14 protein-coding genes and 1 rRNA gene are annotated in these 14,131 nt (G+C 57.8%); 11 read left to right on the top strand and 4 right to left on the bottom strand.

Features of this window, described 5'->3' with window-relative positions:
* The first annotated feature begins 31 nt into the window (after positions 1-31).
* From potA to AC1RKH_RS00065, 3 genes are read left to right on the top strand one after another with little or no spacing between them, the layout of a single operon-like run.
* A complete protein-coding gene (gene potA / locus AC1RKH_RS00075; protein ID WP_493060577.1) occupies positions 32-1,174 on the top strand; it encodes a polyamine ABC transporter ATP-binding protein in 1,143 nt (380 codons plus the stop codon).
* Positions 1,175-1,203: 29 nt separating this feature from the next.
* A complete protein-coding gene (locus tag AC1RKH_RS00070) occupies positions 1,204-2,085 on the top strand; it encodes an ABC transporter permease subunit (protein ID WP_493061348.1) in 882 nt (293 codons plus the stop codon).
* Entirely contained in the window at positions 2,082-2,981 is a 900-nt protein-coding gene (locus tag AC1RKH_RS00065) for an ABC transporter permease subunit (protein ID WP_493060576.1), read from the top strand. Before AC1RKH_RS00070 ends, AC1RKH_RS00065 begins: the two co-directional genes overlap by 4 nt.
* Before the next feature lie 225 nt (positions 2,982-3,206).
* On the opposite strand, the gene AC1RKH_RS00060 is transcribed toward AC1RKH_RS00065, so the two are convergent.
* The gene (locus AC1RKH_RS00060) at positions 3,207-3,422 is read right to left on the bottom strand and encodes a TOBE domain-containing protein (protein ID WP_054598130.1); all 216 of its coding nucleotides are present in this window, start codon (positions 3,420-3,422) and stop codon (positions 3,207-3,209) included.
* 206 nt (positions 3,423-3,628) lie between these two features.
* On the opposite strand from AC1RKH_RS00060, the gene AC1RKH_RS00055 reads away from it, so the two are divergent.
* Positions 3,629-4,450 (top strand): aldo/keto reductase, encoded by an 822-nt coding sequence (locus AC1RKH_RS00055; protein WP_493060575.1) that lies wholly within the window; start codon positions 3,629-3,631, stop codon positions 4,448-4,450.
* Between the two features lie 3 nt (positions 4,451-4,453).
* On the opposite strand, the gene AC1RKH_RS00050 is transcribed toward AC1RKH_RS00055, so the two are convergent.
* Positions 4,454-6,817, bottom strand: coding sequence for a DNA polymerase II (locus AC1RKH_RS00050; RefSeq protein ID WP_493060574.1), 2,364 nt, complete (start codon positions 6,815-6,817; stop codon positions 4,454-4,456).
* A gap of 602 nt (positions 6,818-7,419) precedes the next feature.
* Here AC1RKH_RS00050 and AC1RKH_RS00045 point away from each other — a divergent pair.
* The 6 genes from AC1RKH_RS00045 to AC1RKH_RS00020 all read left to right on the top strand — a co-directional run bounded on the left by AC1RKH_RS00045 (position 7,420) and on the right by AC1RKH_RS00020 (position 12,077).
* The gene (locus tag AC1RKH_RS00045) at positions 7,420-7,749 is read left to right on the top strand and encodes a hypothetical protein (protein ID WP_493060573.1); all 330 of its coding nucleotides are present in this window, start codon (positions 7,420-7,422) and stop codon (positions 7,747-7,749) included.
* A gap of 235 nt (positions 7,750-7,984) precedes the next feature.
* Positions 7,985-8,425, top strand: coding sequence for a CBS domain-containing protein (locus tag AC1RKH_RS00040; RefSeq protein ID WP_071554753.1), 441 nt, complete (start codon positions 7,985-7,987; stop codon positions 8,423-8,425).
* A gap of 201 nt (positions 8,426-8,626) precedes the next feature.
* Positions 8,627-9,223, top strand: a complete 597-nt coding sequence (locus AC1RKH_RS00035) for a paraquat-inducible protein A (protein WP_493060572.1) — start codon at positions 8,627-8,629, stop codon at positions 9,221-9,223.
* Complete coding sequence (locus AC1RKH_RS00030; protein WP_493060571.1) at positions 9,220-9,864, top strand: paraquat-inducible protein A; 645 nt, start codon at positions 9,220-9,222, stop codon at positions 9,862-9,864. The genes AC1RKH_RS00035 and AC1RKH_RS00030 overlap by 4 nt, the downstream gene beginning before the upstream one ends.
* Positions 9,845-11,500, top strand: a complete 1,656-nt coding sequence (locus AC1RKH_RS00025; protein WP_493060570.1) for a PqiB family protein — start codon at positions 9,845-9,847, stop codon at positions 11,498-11,500. The genes AC1RKH_RS00030 and AC1RKH_RS00025 overlap by 20 nt, the downstream gene beginning before the upstream one ends.
* A 16-nt stretch (positions 11,501-11,516) precedes the next feature.
* Positions 11,517-12,077 (top strand): PqiC family protein, encoded by a 561-nt coding sequence (locus AC1RKH_RS00020; RefSeq protein ID WP_493060569.1) that lies wholly within the window; start codon positions 11,517-11,519, stop codon positions 12,075-12,077.
* Here AC1RKH_RS00020 and AC1RKH_RS00015 read toward each other — a convergent pair.
* Entirely contained in the window at positions 12,052-13,143 is a 1,092-nt protein-coding gene (locus AC1RKH_RS00015; protein WP_493060568.1) for a hypothetical protein, read from the bottom strand. The genes AC1RKH_RS00020 and AC1RKH_RS00015 overlap by 26 nt on opposite strands.
* A 218-nt stretch (positions 13,144-13,361) precedes the next feature.
* Between AC1RKH_RS00015 and AC1RKH_RS00010 the strand changes: the two genes are divergently transcribed.
* Positions 13,362-13,736, top strand: coding sequence for a DUF2784 domain-containing protein (locus tag AC1RKH_RS00010; protein WP_493060567.1), 375 nt, complete (start codon positions 13,362-13,364; stop codon positions 13,734-13,736).
* 77 nt (positions 13,737-13,813) lie between these two features.
* Here AC1RKH_RS00010 and rrf read toward each other — a convergent pair.
* A 5S ribosomal RNA gene (gene rrf, locus AC1RKH_RS00005) occupies positions 13,814-13,929 on the bottom strand.
* Positions 13,930-14,131 lie beyond the last annotated feature (202 nt).

Below are 14,131 nucleotides of genomic sequence, written 5' to 3'. Positions count from 1 at the left end.
CCCGACGACTGACACCTGTTGGGAGTTTCACATGGCAATCGCCTCCAGCATTTACAGGAAGGCTCTAGAAGGTAATCAGCAACCCAAGAAGGTTCTGGTGAGAGTCGACCGCGTAACCAAGAAGTTTGACGAAACCGTTGCCGTAGACGATGTATCCCTGGACATCTACCAAGGCGAAATCTTCGCCATGCTGGGCGGTTCGGGCTCCGGCAAATCGACACTCCTGCGCATGCTGGCAGGCTTTGAGCGACCGACCGAAGGGCGCATCTACCTCGATGGCGTAGACATCACCGATATGCCGCCGTACGAGCGGCCGATCAACATGATGTTCCAGTCCTACGCCCTGTTCCCGCACATGACCGTGGCACAGAACATTGCCTTCGGTCTCAAGCAGGACCGTTTGCCCGCCAGTGAAATCGAAGCCCGCGTCGAAGAAATGCTCAAGCTGGTTCACATGACCCAGTACGCCAAGCGCAAGCCGCACCAACTCTCTGGCGGTCAACGCCAGCGTGTTGCACTGGCCCGCTCGCTGGCCAAACGGCCGAAACTGCTGCTGCTCGACGAACCGATGGGCGCACTGGATAAAAAGCTGCGCTCGCAGATGCAACTCGAACTGGTGCAAATCATCGAGCGCGTCGGCGTGACCTGCGTCATGGTGACCCACGATCAGGAAGAGGCCATGACCATGGCCGAGCGCATCGCAATCATGCACCTGGGCTGGATCGCCCAGATCGGCAGCCCGGTCGACATCTATGAAGCGCCGGTCAGCCGCATGGTCTGCGAGTTCATCGGCAACGTGAACTCCTTCAACGGCACCGTTGTGGAAGATCTGGAAGGTCACGCGATCATTCACAGCCCGGATCTGGAACAGAAGATCTACGTCGGTCACGGCGTGAGTACGTCGGTGCAGGACAAGTCGATCACCTACGCCATCCGCCCGGAAAAATTACTGGTCAGCACCGTCAAACCCGAGACCCGTTACAACTGGTCCCAGGGCAAAGTGCATGACATCGCTTACCTCGGCGGGCACTCGGTGTTTTACGTGGAGCTGCCTGGCGGCAAGGTCGTGCAGTCGTTCATGGCCAACGCCGAACGCCGTGGCACACGCCCAACGTGGGACGACCAGGTCTACGTCTGGTGGGAAGACGATAGCGGCGTGGTACTGCGCGCATGAACACTCTCACTCAGCAGTTTCAGCGGTTTTTGCCGAGCGGCCGTAAAGTCGTGATCGGTATTCCATTCCTGTGGCTGTGCCTGTTCTTCATGCTGCCGTTTTTCCTGGTGATGAAGATCAGTTTTTCCGAAGCAGCCCTGGCCATTCCACCCTACTCCGAGATCTACAGCTTCGCCGAGCAGAAATTTCAGCTGCTGTTGAACCTCGGCAACTACGCCATGCTGGGCGACGATGAGCTGTACATCTCGGCTTATCTGGGCTCCTTGAAAATGGCCGCCCTCAGCACGGCCATGTGCCTGGTGATCGGCTTCCCGATGGCCTACGCGATTTCCAAGGCCAGCAAGGAAGCGCAGAACGTGTTGCTGCTGCTGATCATGATGCCGACCTGGACGGCGATCCTGATCCGTGTGTATGCGTGGATGGGCATTCTCAGCAACAACGGTCTGCTCAATGCGTTCCTGCTCTGGACCGGGCTGATTTCAGAGCCGGTTGAAATCCTCAACACCAACACCGCGGTCTACATCGGCGTGGTGTATGCCTACCTGCCGTTCATGGTGCTGCCGCTGTACGCCAACCTGGTCAAGCATGACCAGAGTCTGCTGGAAGCCGCATCGGACCTGGGCTCAAGCAACTTCAACAACTTCTGGAAGATCACCGTACCGCTGGCCAAGAACGGCATCATCGCAGGCTGCATGCTGGTGTTCATTCCGATAGTGGGTGAGTTTGTGATTCCGGAACTGCTGGGTGGCCCGGAAACCCTGATGATCGGTCGCGTGCTGTGGCAGGAATTCTTCAACAACCGCGACTGGCCGGTGGCGTCTGCCTTGGCGGTGGTGATGCTGGCAATCCTGATTGTGCCGATCATCCTGTTCAACCGCAGCCAAGCCAAAGAGATGGAGGGACGGGCATGAACCGTTTCGGTTTTTCAAGAATGATGCTGGTGTTCGGCCTGCTGTTCATCTACATGCCGATGCTGATCCTGGTGATCTACTCGTTCAACGCCTCCAAACTGGTGACGGTCTGGGGCGGCTGGTCGGTGAAGTGGTACGTCGGCCTGCTGGACAACACCCAACTGATGGGCTCGGTGGTGCGCTCGCTGGAAATAGCCTGCTACACCTCGATTGCCGCCGTAGCGCTGGGCACCCTGGCCGCTTTCGTGCTGACCCGCGTGACCCGCTTCAAGGGCCGCACGCTGTTCGGCGGCCTGGTCACCGCACCATTGGTGATGCCGGAAGTGATCACCGGTCTGTCGCTGTTGCTGCTGTTCGTGGCCATGGCGCAGATGATTGGCTGGCCGCAGGAACGTGGCATCGTCACCATCTGGATCGCCCACACTACGTTCTGCGCCGCCTATGTGGCGGTGGTGGTGTCGGCGCGTCTGCGTGAGCTGGACCTGTCCATTGAAGAGGCGGCCATGGACCTCGGTGCGCGGCCATTGAAGGTGTTCTTCCTGATCACCATTCCAATGATCGCGCCATCGCTGGCCGCCGGCGGCATGATGTCGTTCGCCCTGTCGCTGGACGATCTGGTACTGGCGAGCTTCGTCTCCGGCCCAGGTTCGACCACCCTGCCGATGGAAGTGTTCTCCGCCGTGCGTCTGGGCGTGAAGCCCGAGATCAACGCCGTGGCCAGCCTGATTCTGTTGGCGGTGTCGATCGTCACGTTCATGGTCTGGTACTTCAGTCGCAAAGCCGAAGCCAATCGTAAACGTGCGATCCAGGAAGCCATGGATCAGACCGCGAGCGAATCCTGGAAACAACCTGCTTCACAACGACCTGTTACCCAACCGATCGCTGCGACGGCTTAACGCCGTCGCGTTTCACCACGACTGCACTGAATAGACAACGGCGCGCCCTTGGGCGCACCGCGCAATTCCGTTCACGCAGCGCCTTACCACCGCTGCAGTTACACGAACGGCCTCACCTGGCTCCTCGGTTAAGGTGATTTTGGGCGCCCTCGGGCGCCCTTTTTGCTTTTCAGATTGCCCCCATGATTTGCCCGGCGCACGGAACATCGAGCTGTTACACCCGTGTCAGAGCTTGGCGATCGACACCTCGGTGGATTTGACGAAGGCGATGACTTCGCTGCCCACCACCAATTCGAGATCGCGAATCGAGCGTGTGGTGATCACCGAGGTAACAATCCCGGAGGCGGTTTGCACATCGACTTCAGAGACCACCGGCCCTTCCAGGATTTCCTTGACGATGCCTTTGAACTGATTGCGGACGTTGATCGCTTTGATGGTCATGACTACGCTTCCTGTCGAGTTGGGCTACGTGAGCACTGCTGTGCGAGCCCCTAAAATGCACCTGATCGAACACCAAACAAAGGAATAAATAACTAGATATTTATTCCTTTTAAATATATGCAATGGATTGCGTCGAGTGTGCGATAGAACCTCCTGGTTTCGCTGCGGCCCAATTTCTATTCATCAAGTCTCGTCTGGAGGTTGTCATGCGAACGCTCGAACTGGCCGGCGTACCCGTCCCTGTGATTGGTCAGGGAACCTGGCACATGGGTGAAGACCCACAACAACGAACCCGTGAAATCGCCGCATTGCGCACCGGCATCGAGTTGGGAATGACGCTGATCGACACCGCAGAGATGTATGCCGAGGGTGGTGCAGAGGAAGTGGTTGGCGAAGCCATTGCCGGTGTTCGTGATCAGGTGTTTCTAGTCAGCAAGGTCTATCCGCACAACGCCAGCCATCGGGGTATTCCCCAAGCCTGCGAACGCAGTTTGCGCCGTTTGGGCACCGACTACATCGATCTGTATTTACTGCACTGGCGTGGGCAATTTCCGCTGGAAGAAACCGTCGAAGCCTTCGAACGCCTGCGCGACGATGGCAAGATTGGCCGTTGGGGCGTGTCCAATTTCGATGTGGCGGACCTGCACGAATTGGCCTCTGAGGCCTGCGCGACCAATCAGGTGCTCTACAACCTCGAGGAGCGCGGCATCGAATTCGACCTGCTGCCCTGGTGCCAGCAACAGCGCATGCCGTTGATGGCTTATTGTCCGATTGCCCAGGCCGGGAGCCTCTTGGTCGAGCCGGCACTCAAGCAGATCGCCGCACGCCATAACGTCACTGCGGCCCAGGTGTCACTGGCCTGGCTGCTGCGTCAGGATGGCGTGATTGCCATCCCCAAAGCCGTACATCCTGAGCACGTACGATTGAACGCCGCCGCTGGCGAATTGAAGCTCGATGCTGAAGATCTTCAGGCGCTTGATCGAGCGTTTCGCGCCCCCACCCGCAAGCATCGGCTGGCGATGGTCTGAGGCTTAGAACAACCCCAATTGCCCGCCAATCAGCGTGCCGAAATCGTCGTCGACAAATGGTAGGATCGCGTCGGCCACCGGTTGCAACTGGCGACTGACGTAATGGTCATAGTCAATCGGCGCGTTTCGGGTTTCCAGCGGTTCGGGCCCCGCCACCGTGATCACGTAACTGATCCAGCCACCGCTCTGATACTGGCGTGGCCGGCCTTGTCGATCGTTGTATTCGTCGGCGAGGCGCGCGGCGCGCACATGGGGCGGTACATTGCGTTGATAGTCGTCCAATGGACGGCGCAGGCGCTTGCGATAGATCAGCAAGTCATCGTGCTCACCGGCCAATGTCGCGCGCACGAACTCGCGAACATAATCCTGATAAAGCCGACGGTGAAAGATTCGCAGGTAGAGTTCCTGTTGAAATTGCCGAGCCAGCGGCGACCAGTCGGTGCGCACGGTTTCCAGGCCTTTGTAGACCATTTCGTCAGTACCGTCGGCGCGCGTCACCAGCCCGGCATAGCGCTTCTTGCTGCCCTCCTCGGCGCCGCGAATGGTCGGCATCAGAAAGCGCCGATAGTGCGTTTCGAATTGCAGTTCGAGTACGCTGTGCAACCCGAACTCCTTCAGCAGATGGTCACGCCACCATTGGTTGACGTGCGCCACCAGCGCCCGGCCGATCTGCGCCGCTTCTTCCTGACCGTGGGCTCGCCGCAGCCAGACAAAAGTAGAGTCGGTGTCACCATAAATCACCACATGCCCTTGGGCCTCGATCAGTTGACGAGTCCTGAGCATGATCTCGTGCCCGCGCAAGGTGATCGATGATGCCAGGCGCGTATCGAAAAACCGACAACCGCTGGAACCGAGCACACCGTAAAACGCGTTCATGATGATCTTCAAGGCCTGGGAAAGCGGCGCGTTGTGCTCGCGCTTGGCAACTTCCCGCCCCTCCGATACACGGGCGACAATCGCTGGCAGGCAATGCCGCGTCCGCGAGAAGCGTGCACCACGGAAACCCGGCACCGACTCGCTGTCATCAGGGTGGCGCAGGCCTTCCACCAACCCAACCGGGTCGATCAAAAAGGTACGGATGATCGACGGGTACAGACTCTTGTAGTCGAGCACCAGCACCGATTCGTACAGCCCCGGTTGCGAGTCCATGACAAAACCACCGGGACTGGCCTGTGGCGGACGCTCGCCAAGGTTCGGTGCAACAAAACCCTGGCGATGCATCAACGGCATGTAGAGATGAGTGAACGCCGCCACCGAGCCGCCGCTGCGATCCGCTGGCAAACCGGTGACGCTGGCGCGCTCGAGCAAGAAGGTCAGCAGTTCGGTCTTGGCGAAGATTCGCGTCACCAGCTCGCAGTCCTTGAGGTTGTATCGCGCCAGTGCGGGCTTGTCCTCGGCGAACATGCGGTTGATTTCGTCCATGCGCTGGTACGGGTTGTCGATCGATTTGCCTTCGCCCAGCAAGGTCTGCGCGACGTTTTCCAGACTGAACGAGGGAAAACTCCAGGTTGCCGAACGCAGCGACTCGATGCCATCGATGATCAGCCGGCCAGCCGCTGCGGCAAAGAAGTGATTGTTGCCCGAACCGTGTTCGCGCCACTGCATTTCCTCGCCACCGCGCCCAAGGCGCAGCGGCACCGCCAGGCGCCGGGCATGCTCGTGCAGCACGCGCAAGTCGAACTGCACCAGGTTCCAGCCGATGATTGCGTCGGGGTCATGGAGCGCAAACCACTCGTTGAGTTTTTTCAGCAACAGGGTCCGGGAGTCGCAGTACTCGAGCGCAAAATCCACCCGCGAGTCATCGCCATTTGGCGCCCCGAGCATGTAGACCTGGCGCTGACCACAGCCCTCGAGTGCAATCGAATACAACTCGCCCTGCTCGGTGGTTTCGATATCCAGCGAAACCAGTTTCAGACGCGGACGATAGTCCGGCGCAGGTTTGAGATGGGCGTCGAGCAATAGGCCGGAGTCATCTGCCGTTCCAGTGAACGACACCGGAGCGGTGATGAAGCGCTCCATCAGGTAGCGTTCCGGCGGGCGAATGTCGGCCTCGAAAACATCGACACCGGCCCTGCGCAACAGGGTGTCGAGGTGCATCAACTGGCGGTGCTGCTGGCAATACAGCCCGAACACCGGTCGATGCTGAAAATCCTGTAGCCCCAATGGCCGTAACTCGACACCCTGCTCGCCACGCAACAGCAACTCGGCCTGCTCGCGCTGCTGCTCGGGAACGAACGCCACCGACGGCTGAACCGGCAGCCGGACAAGCCTTGGGCCTTGATCGGTCGCCAACCAGAACTCGACTTGCGTGCCGGCCGGGGTGTCGCGCCAATGCCGGGTCAAGACGAAGCCCTGCTGTAAATCCACCACTGCAACCTCGAAGACTATTTCACAGGGTGATTCTACGCGTCATCGGTGCTCACGGCTGCCTTTGCGTTTATCCCGCAAGTGATTGTAGGACAAGGCTCTAGGCCGACCCTGCAGGCGCCAAAGCGTTTTATGTAGTGATTTAAAATATTCACTACAAAACCGTTGACGAGTTGTTTTTCCCCTTGCATGATGCGGACGTCTCCCCGATCGGGAGCATTGGCAAAAGTGTTGTGAAAAAGCTCGACTGACCGCCGAGCTGTTCCCGGATGTGTACTGCCCACAAGGCAGATTGATGAAGCTGACCTGGCATGCGCGTCCAGTACAAGGACGAGAAGCGCTGGCGATCAATCCTCAAGATGCTTGTGGCCGACTGGTTTATGTCGGTAGCAACATCCAGGCAATCGCTGCTTCTCCCCGCTGTGCCGCAAGTGCGTAGCAGTTTCTCGGCAAGACTACATGCATCCTGCTCAAGGCCCTGCCGATATTCGGCAGACACCCACTGTCGCCCTGGTTTCGGTACCAGATATCAACTTACCGACGTAGAGAAGTGAATTAGCGAATCAACTAGACAGATCAAACACTGGTCAAGGGGCATACAAATGAATCTGAACAATCAACCGACTATTGATGAACTGGCTCGGATGTTCGCAGCGCACAAAGACAGCCATGACAGCCATATCCTGTGGATTGCCGAGTCTGGCCAGGTGCATATCGACTGCCTGTCGCCCCACGCCCATGAAGATGAGTTCGAAAAGAACACACGTGACTTGCGCGCCCGACTGAAGATGTACCGTCGCGGCCAGGGTTATGTTGGCAAGAAAGCCGCCGCCGACAAGGACTATGTCGGACGTGTTCTTGAAACTCTGAATCAGGCGTGGAGGAGCGCACAGAATCAGTCCGATGTGTGCGTGATCGATCGCTACTGCTAAGTGAGCGTGTCAGGACGCTGATAACCCGCCCGGGTTGTCAGCGACTGCCAGGAGCGCGGTCACTCTCGCGCCAAGAGCGAAACAGCACCATCGATAGCTGAAACCCCCTTCCATGACGCTTATAGAACTCCTGAATGCCGCTTTACCCTCTTGCTCTGTTGGCGTGCGTCTATGATTCTGTATAGGCGTCAGCGCGCTGGCGACGCCTAATAAATACAACACCGGAGAGGCCCTCATGAAGACCGTCGCGCAACTGCTCAAGCTAAAGGCTGAACAGAACCAGCAGGTTCATACCATCAACTCGCATCAGATGGTGCTGGAAGCCCTGATGGTCATGGCTGCAAAAAACGTCGGTGCATTGCCGGTACTCGAAGACGGTCGAATCGTTGGCGTGATCAGTGAACGCGACTATGCGCGCAAACTGGTGCTCAAAGGCCGTTCCTCGGTCGGTACGCCCGTCAGCGACATCATGAACTCGCCGGTGATCACGGTGGACTCCCATCAATCCGTGCAAACCTGCATGAACATCATGACCGACAAGCACCTGCGTCATTTGCCGGTGGTGGAAAACGGCCAACTGCTGGGCTTGCTGTCCATCGGCGACCTGGTCAAGGAAGCCATTGCCGAGCAGGCCGAGTTGATCCAGCAACTGGAGCAGTACATTCGCGGCGAATAGCGCCCCTCGCCCATCAGTCCATAACGTTGACTGCGCGTTCTTGATCATCAGGAACGCGCAGTTTTTCGTTGTGAAGTCCATGAACCGCTACCGTTCTCTCCAGTATCGTCTCAAGCCCTGCACTTTAAATTTGCTCTATCGCGAGGCACTTCTATATTCATTTAACTGCCTGCAGCTTCCGACTTCCCTTGAGCGCGAACCATGACCAGGACTGATCATTTGATCATCTGTGAACATTGCGATTGCGTGTATGAAAAAGTCGCGCTCGCAAAACATCAAACCGCCCTGTGCCCGCGTTGTGGTGGAGTACTTCAGCGCTACAACGGATTGTCGGTGGAACAACGTCTGGCCTTGAGTTTGACCGCCGCCGTGCTGTGGATGTTCGCCAATTTCTATCCGGTGATGAGTATCAGCCTGCAAGGCCTGAAGAACAGTGCCACCTTATGGGACTCGGTGCTGGCGCTCAGCCAGGGGCCGATCACCTTTATTGCCATGGTCGCAGCTATCGCCATGATCATCGCGCCGATCATTCAACTGCTGTTGTTGATCTGGGTCTTGAGTTTCGCCCTTGCAGCCAAACGTTCGCCGGCGTTCAAGCTGTGCATGCGCTGGATGGAAACCCTCAGGCCCTGGAGCATGCTCGAGGTCTGCCTGCTGGGGGCGATGGTCGCGGTATTCAAACTCGCGGGCCTGCTTGATGTACTGCCAGGCATCGGCCTGTTCGCCCTCGCCGCGCTGAGTCTGCTGCTGATCCGGATTGCCGGCCGCGATATTCGCGACCTGTGGGACAGCCTATGAACAGCGCACCCGAGGCCCGCGATCTCAACCTTTGCCTGTGCCATAGCTGCGGCAACGCCTGCGACATGACCGACCATCCCCACGAGTGCGAGCGATGCGGCGCACCACTGCATGTGCGCAAAGCCAACTCACTGACCCGGACCTGGGCCTACCTGCTGGCTGCACTGGTGTTCTATGTTCCGGCCAACGTGTTGCCGGTGATGAACACCAGCATGTTCGGCAGTGGCTCCGACAGCACCATCATCAGCGGCGTGCTGGAGTTCTGGGAGCATGGTGCCTGGGACATTGCACTGATCATTTTCGTCGCCAGTATCGCGGTGCCGGGCATCAAGTTCGTTGCCCTCTCGCTGCTGCTGATCACCGCACAACGCCGCAGCCTCTGGGCTCGTAGAGAGCGCTCAAAACTCTACCGTTTCGTCGAGCTGATCGGCTACTGGTCGATGCTCGATGTGATTGTCGTCGCGCTGGTAGCGGCACTGGTGAAGTTCCAGGCGCTGGGCGATATCGAACCCCGACCGGGGATTCTGTTCTTTGGCCTGGTGGTGGTGTTCACCATGTTGTCGGCGATGAGTTTCGACCCTCGCCTGATTTGGGAAAACCGAAAATCCGAGGAGGTCATGGATGAAGTCGCAAGCCACTGAGGGGCAGCCAGTGCCTGGCCATGCCGACATCAAGACTCGGCGCTGGAGTGTTTCGCTGGTATGGATCGTGCCGATTGTCGCGGTGCTGGTCGGGATTTCCCTGGTGGTGCACAACGTGTTGCAACAAGGGCCGACCATTACCCTCAACTTCAAGACCGGCGAAGGTCTGACGGCCAACAAGACCGAGGTCAGGTACCGCAACGTGGTGATCGGTCATGTCTCCGACGTCGAATTGAGCGACGATCAGAAGAGCGTCAATGCAACGGTAAAACTCGTTAAACAGGCTGAATCCTTCACTCGCGAAGACTCGAAGTACTGGGTCGTGCGGCCACGCATTGGTGCCGGTGGCGTGTCTGGAATTGACACCTTGCTCTCGGGCGCCTTTGTTGGCGCCGACGCCGGCAACGCCGATGCCCGCGCCAAAACGTTCATCGGCCTGGAGGCCCCGCCACCCCTCACCCTTGGCGAACCGGGCAAGCAGTTCATGTTGCACACTCAAGATCTCGGTTCACTGGATATTGGCTCTCCTGTTTATTACCGCAAGATTCCGGTCGGCCAGGTGGTCGCCTATGCCCTGGATTCAGAGGGCAAGGGTGTGGATATCCGAGTCTTCGTCAAGGCGCCGAATGATGCCCATGTCACCGAAAACACTCGTTTCTGGAACGTCAGCGGTATCGCCATCGATGTCGGCGCCAATGGCTTTGCGTTTAAAACCGAGTCACTGTCAGCCTTGCTGGTAGGCGGTATTACCTTCCGTGCTCCAGACTACAGCCCCAACGATCAACCAGCCGCCGAAGACAAGAACTTCGAGCTGTTCGACAATCAACAGACCGCCCTCGCCCCACCTAATGGCAAGGCGCAATTCCTGTCGCTGCGTTTCGATCAGGAGTTGCGCGGGTTGAAGGTGGATGCCCCCGTGGAATTCCGGGGACTGGAAATCGGCAAGGTGGTCTCGATAAATCTGGATTTCGACGAGAAGACCCGCAGCTTTCCTATCAATGTGGGCATAGTGTTCTACCCGCAACGCTTGGGGCAGGCCCATATCAAGATGCTCAAGGCCTTGAACCACAACCCCGACGACGAACAGGCTGCCATCCGGCTCATGGGCACGTTTGTCGAGCGTGGTTTGCGCGCTCAGGCCCGCAGTGGCAACTTGTTGACCGGGCAGTTGTACATTGCGCTGGACTTCTTCCCCAAAGCCGAAAAAGTCACCTTCGATCCCAACGCCCGGCCGGTCAGGATACCCACCGTTCCCGCCAGCCTCGAACAGTTGCAAGAGCAGCTCCAGGCGATGGTCGACAAGATCAACAAACTGCCGATCGAGCGCATCGCCAACAACCTGGATAACAATCTGACGGAACTGCGCAGTGGCCTCAAGCAGTTCAACAGCAAGACACTGCCGGGCGTACAGAACACCTTGCAGGACATGAGCAAAACCCTGCAATCGGCCAGCTCCACCCTCGCCGAAGACTCGCCACAACGTGAACAACTGAGCGAAACCCTGGACGAACTCGGGCGCGTGTCACGCTCGCTGCGTGAGTTGTCGGACTACCTGACCCAGCACCCGGAATCCTTACTGCGCGGGCGGCCCAAAGGTCTTCCTGTACTGAACCTGCAACCGTCTTCGAGCAACTGATCCCTGGAGCACGCCCATGCCTTTATCGCTGAAAGTTTCGTTACTCAGTCTGGCGGTGCTGCTCGCTGCGTGCCGCAGTGATCCGATTCATTACCACACCTTGACCCCAGCCCAGCCGGCCACGGGCTCGCGGGGCGGCGCAGATATCCAGATTGAGCGGGTCACCGTGCCACCTCAGGTCGACCGCCCGCAAATCGTCATTCGCCAAGGCAACAGTGGCCTGGCAATTCTGGAAACCGAATGGTGGGGGGCGAGTCTGTCCGACGAGTTGAAAAGTGCCCTGGTCGATCAGTTGTCCGGCACGGCGTCTCAGCGCAAAGTATCGCTGCGGGTCGATGTGCAGCGCTTTGATTCTGTTCCCGGTCACTACGCACTCGTCGATGTGAAATGGCGCCTGAAAACTGCGGGAACTGATGCAAGCAGCGCACCGCTGACCTGCCGTACAACGCTGCAAACACCGGCGGGCCCAACCATTGATGATCTGGTGGGAGCTCATCAGAACAACGTAAAACGACTGGCCAGCCTGATCAGTAAAATGGCCAGCGCGCCCCTCAATGGATGTCCGTCTGCTGAGTAGAAGGCGGGCTATTTTCCTGCTGAAGCGCCTGACCGCCTTGCAGAGGAGACTCTAGAGGTGCAGGTTCGGGCACGACCGGTAAGTTTTTAGCGAGACTGCCTTCTATCTGTCCCGATATGTAATAGACCCCCGCCATTACCCCATTGGCCTCGTTCTCCATCAATCCAAGCCACGCCTTGTCGAACGCGTCGCCCAGGCTTTTGCGTAGCTGCACTTCCGTCGCCGGTCGATCATGCTCGTTCGAGACGGCACCAATACTCGCCGATACAACGGAAATCACTGCCCCCGCCACTCGGCCAACTGCCGCGGCAACAGCACTGGCGGCACTACGGGTGGCAATCTGGGCTTCGAGTTTTTCACCGGCTCGCTTGGCCACCGACGATATACCGGCATCCGATAACCCGGCTCCCGCACCGCTGTTGGCGCTGCGGACTCGTTCGATCAAGGCCTGGTAGGCTGGCAGATTGGTAACTGGTTCGGCGTGAGCAATTTGATAGAGCGAAGCGTTGCGTGCGGGGGGAGGTGCCAGCGCAATGGCCGGAATGTCGTTGAGTCGACGGTCGAATTGATCTTGAGGCGCACTGTAGTGCTGCTGGATCTCCACGAGATGCGCGTCGAGGGTCTGTAAATAGAGGGCAATTGCGTCGACCATGATCGCGTTGGGATCGGTGACCTTGGCGACGGGATCCAGAACGCGCTCATGGTATTGCTCCTGCAGGTAGACCGTTAGCCGGTTTACCACAGGATCGACCTCTCCCCCGCTGCTCATCTTGTACCAACCGACCTTCGCAGACAGCCATTGCTGGGTCCAATAGTTGGTAAACCACGGGATGAAGTCTGTCTCGGTGCGCTGGTAGACCATCTCTCTCCAGCGCTCCATGGCGCCACGTGTGTAGCGTTTGACTACCCCTTTGGAGGCCAATGAAGCGGTGTCTATATCTTTATCAATCTGCTGCCAGGTCGCTTCCGGGATCACAACCGGCGCAGTCGGCTCGGAGGCGCGATGTACTGTGGCACACCCTGCCAACACCACCAGCAAGACAACGAGCAGGAAACGCAGATTCAAGATCGCAGTCCCCCGAGAAATGACACGACAGCGCTAGCCTATCCGCTGTCCGCATGGAACAGCCAGCATTTCCAACCACTGTATTTTGAGTATAGGTGGCGCAAGGAAGGACAAAGAATCACGATGGGAACGTAAGGTTTTGCTGACGTCGAGCAGTCTCACTTCAGCAAAACCGCATACCCGGATGCTATGGAAATACGTTAGAAGACGGAGTCGTCATGGTTTACCGAATCGCCGCCGACGGGCTGGTGCTATTTCATCTGCTGTTCATACTGTTCGTGCTCTTCGGCGGACTGCTGGCGCTCAAATGGCGACACTTGATCTGGTGGCACCTGCCCGCAGTCGTGTGGGGCGTGGTAGTCGAAGTCTTCCAGTTGACCTGCCCGCTGACCCGCTGGGAAAACTTTTTGCGCCAAACCGCCGGACAGGACGGTTACGGTGACAGTTTCATTGAGCATTATGTATGGCCGTTGATATACCCGGCCGGACTAACTCCGGCGATACAGCTATGGCTGGGCTGCCTGGTATTGCTGATCAATGTGATTGTCTATGTGCGTCTGGCCAGGCAGTGGAAGCTAGCGCGAGCAAGCTAGTCAGGTTGCTCGCGAACTTTCTCGCAGACAAAACAAAACCCCTACCTGCGGTCGCAGATAGGGGTTTCGGAATTTAATCTTGACGATGACCTACTCTCACATGGGGAAACCCCACACTACCATCGGCGATGCATCGTTTCACTGCTGAGTTCGGGATGGGATCAGGTGGTTCCAATGCTCTATGGTCGTCAAGAAATTCGGGTACTGAGTCGTGGCCTGTTGGCCTCGCTTCAGCAAATTGGGTAGGTGATAGATTTGTGTGTTTTTTTCCGAACTTTCGGTGTACTTCGTCTTCACACACCGCAATCTGGCGCTCTGTCGAGTCACTAAATTGCTTGGGTGTTATATGGTCAAGCCTCACGGGCAATTAGTATTGGTTAGCTCAACGCCTCACA

The organism is Pseudomonas sp. GW822-FHT06B12 (genome assembly GCF_058799675.1).
This window is presented reverse-complemented; position numbering and strand designations above follow the sequence as displayed.

Bases quoted from the DNA above. Each gene is read 5' to 3' on its own strand.
- potA (WP_493060577.1), top strand. From the start codon at position 32: ATGGCAATCGCCTCCAGCATTTACAGGAAGGCTCTAGAAGGTAATCAG.
- AC1RKH_RS00065 (WP_493060576.1), top strand. From the start codon at position 2,082: ATGAACCGTTTCGGTTTTTCAAGAATGATGCTGGTGTTCGGCCTGCTG.
- AC1RKH_RS00060 (WP_054598130.1), bottom strand. From the start codon at position 3,422: ATGACCATCAAAGCGATCAACGTCCGCAATCAGTTCAAAGGCATCGTC.
- AC1RKH_RS00055 (WP_493060575.1), top strand. From the start codon at position 3,629: ATGCGAACGCTCGAACTGGCCGGCGTACCCGTCCCTGTGATTGGTCAG.
- AC1RKH_RS00045 (WP_493060573.1), top strand. From the start codon at position 7,420: ATGAATCTGAACAATCAACCGACTATTGATGAACTGGCTCGGATGTTC.
- AC1RKH_RS00040 (WP_071554753.1), top strand. From the start codon at position 7,985: ATGAAGACCGTCGCGCAACTGCTCAAGCTAAAGGCTGAACAGAACCAG.
- AC1RKH_RS00035 (WP_493060572.1), top strand. From the start codon at position 8,627: ATGACCAGGACTGATCATTTGATCATCTGTGAACATTGCGATTGCGTG.
- AC1RKH_RS00030 (WP_493060571.1), top strand. From the start codon at position 9,220: ATGAACAGCGCACCCGAGGCCCGCGATCTCAACCTTTGCCTGTGCCAT.
- AC1RKH_RS00025 (WP_493060570.1), top strand. From the start codon at position 9,845: ATGAAGTCGCAAGCCACTGAGGGGCAGCCAGTGCCTGGCCATGCCGAC.
- AC1RKH_RS00020 (WP_493060569.1), top strand. From the start codon at position 11,517: ATGCCTTTATCGCTGAAAGTTTCGTTACTCAGTCTGGCGGTGCTGCTC.
- AC1RKH_RS00010 (WP_493060567.1), top strand. From the start codon at position 13,362: ATGGTTTACCGAATCGCCGCCGACGGGCTGGTGCTATTTCATCTGCTG.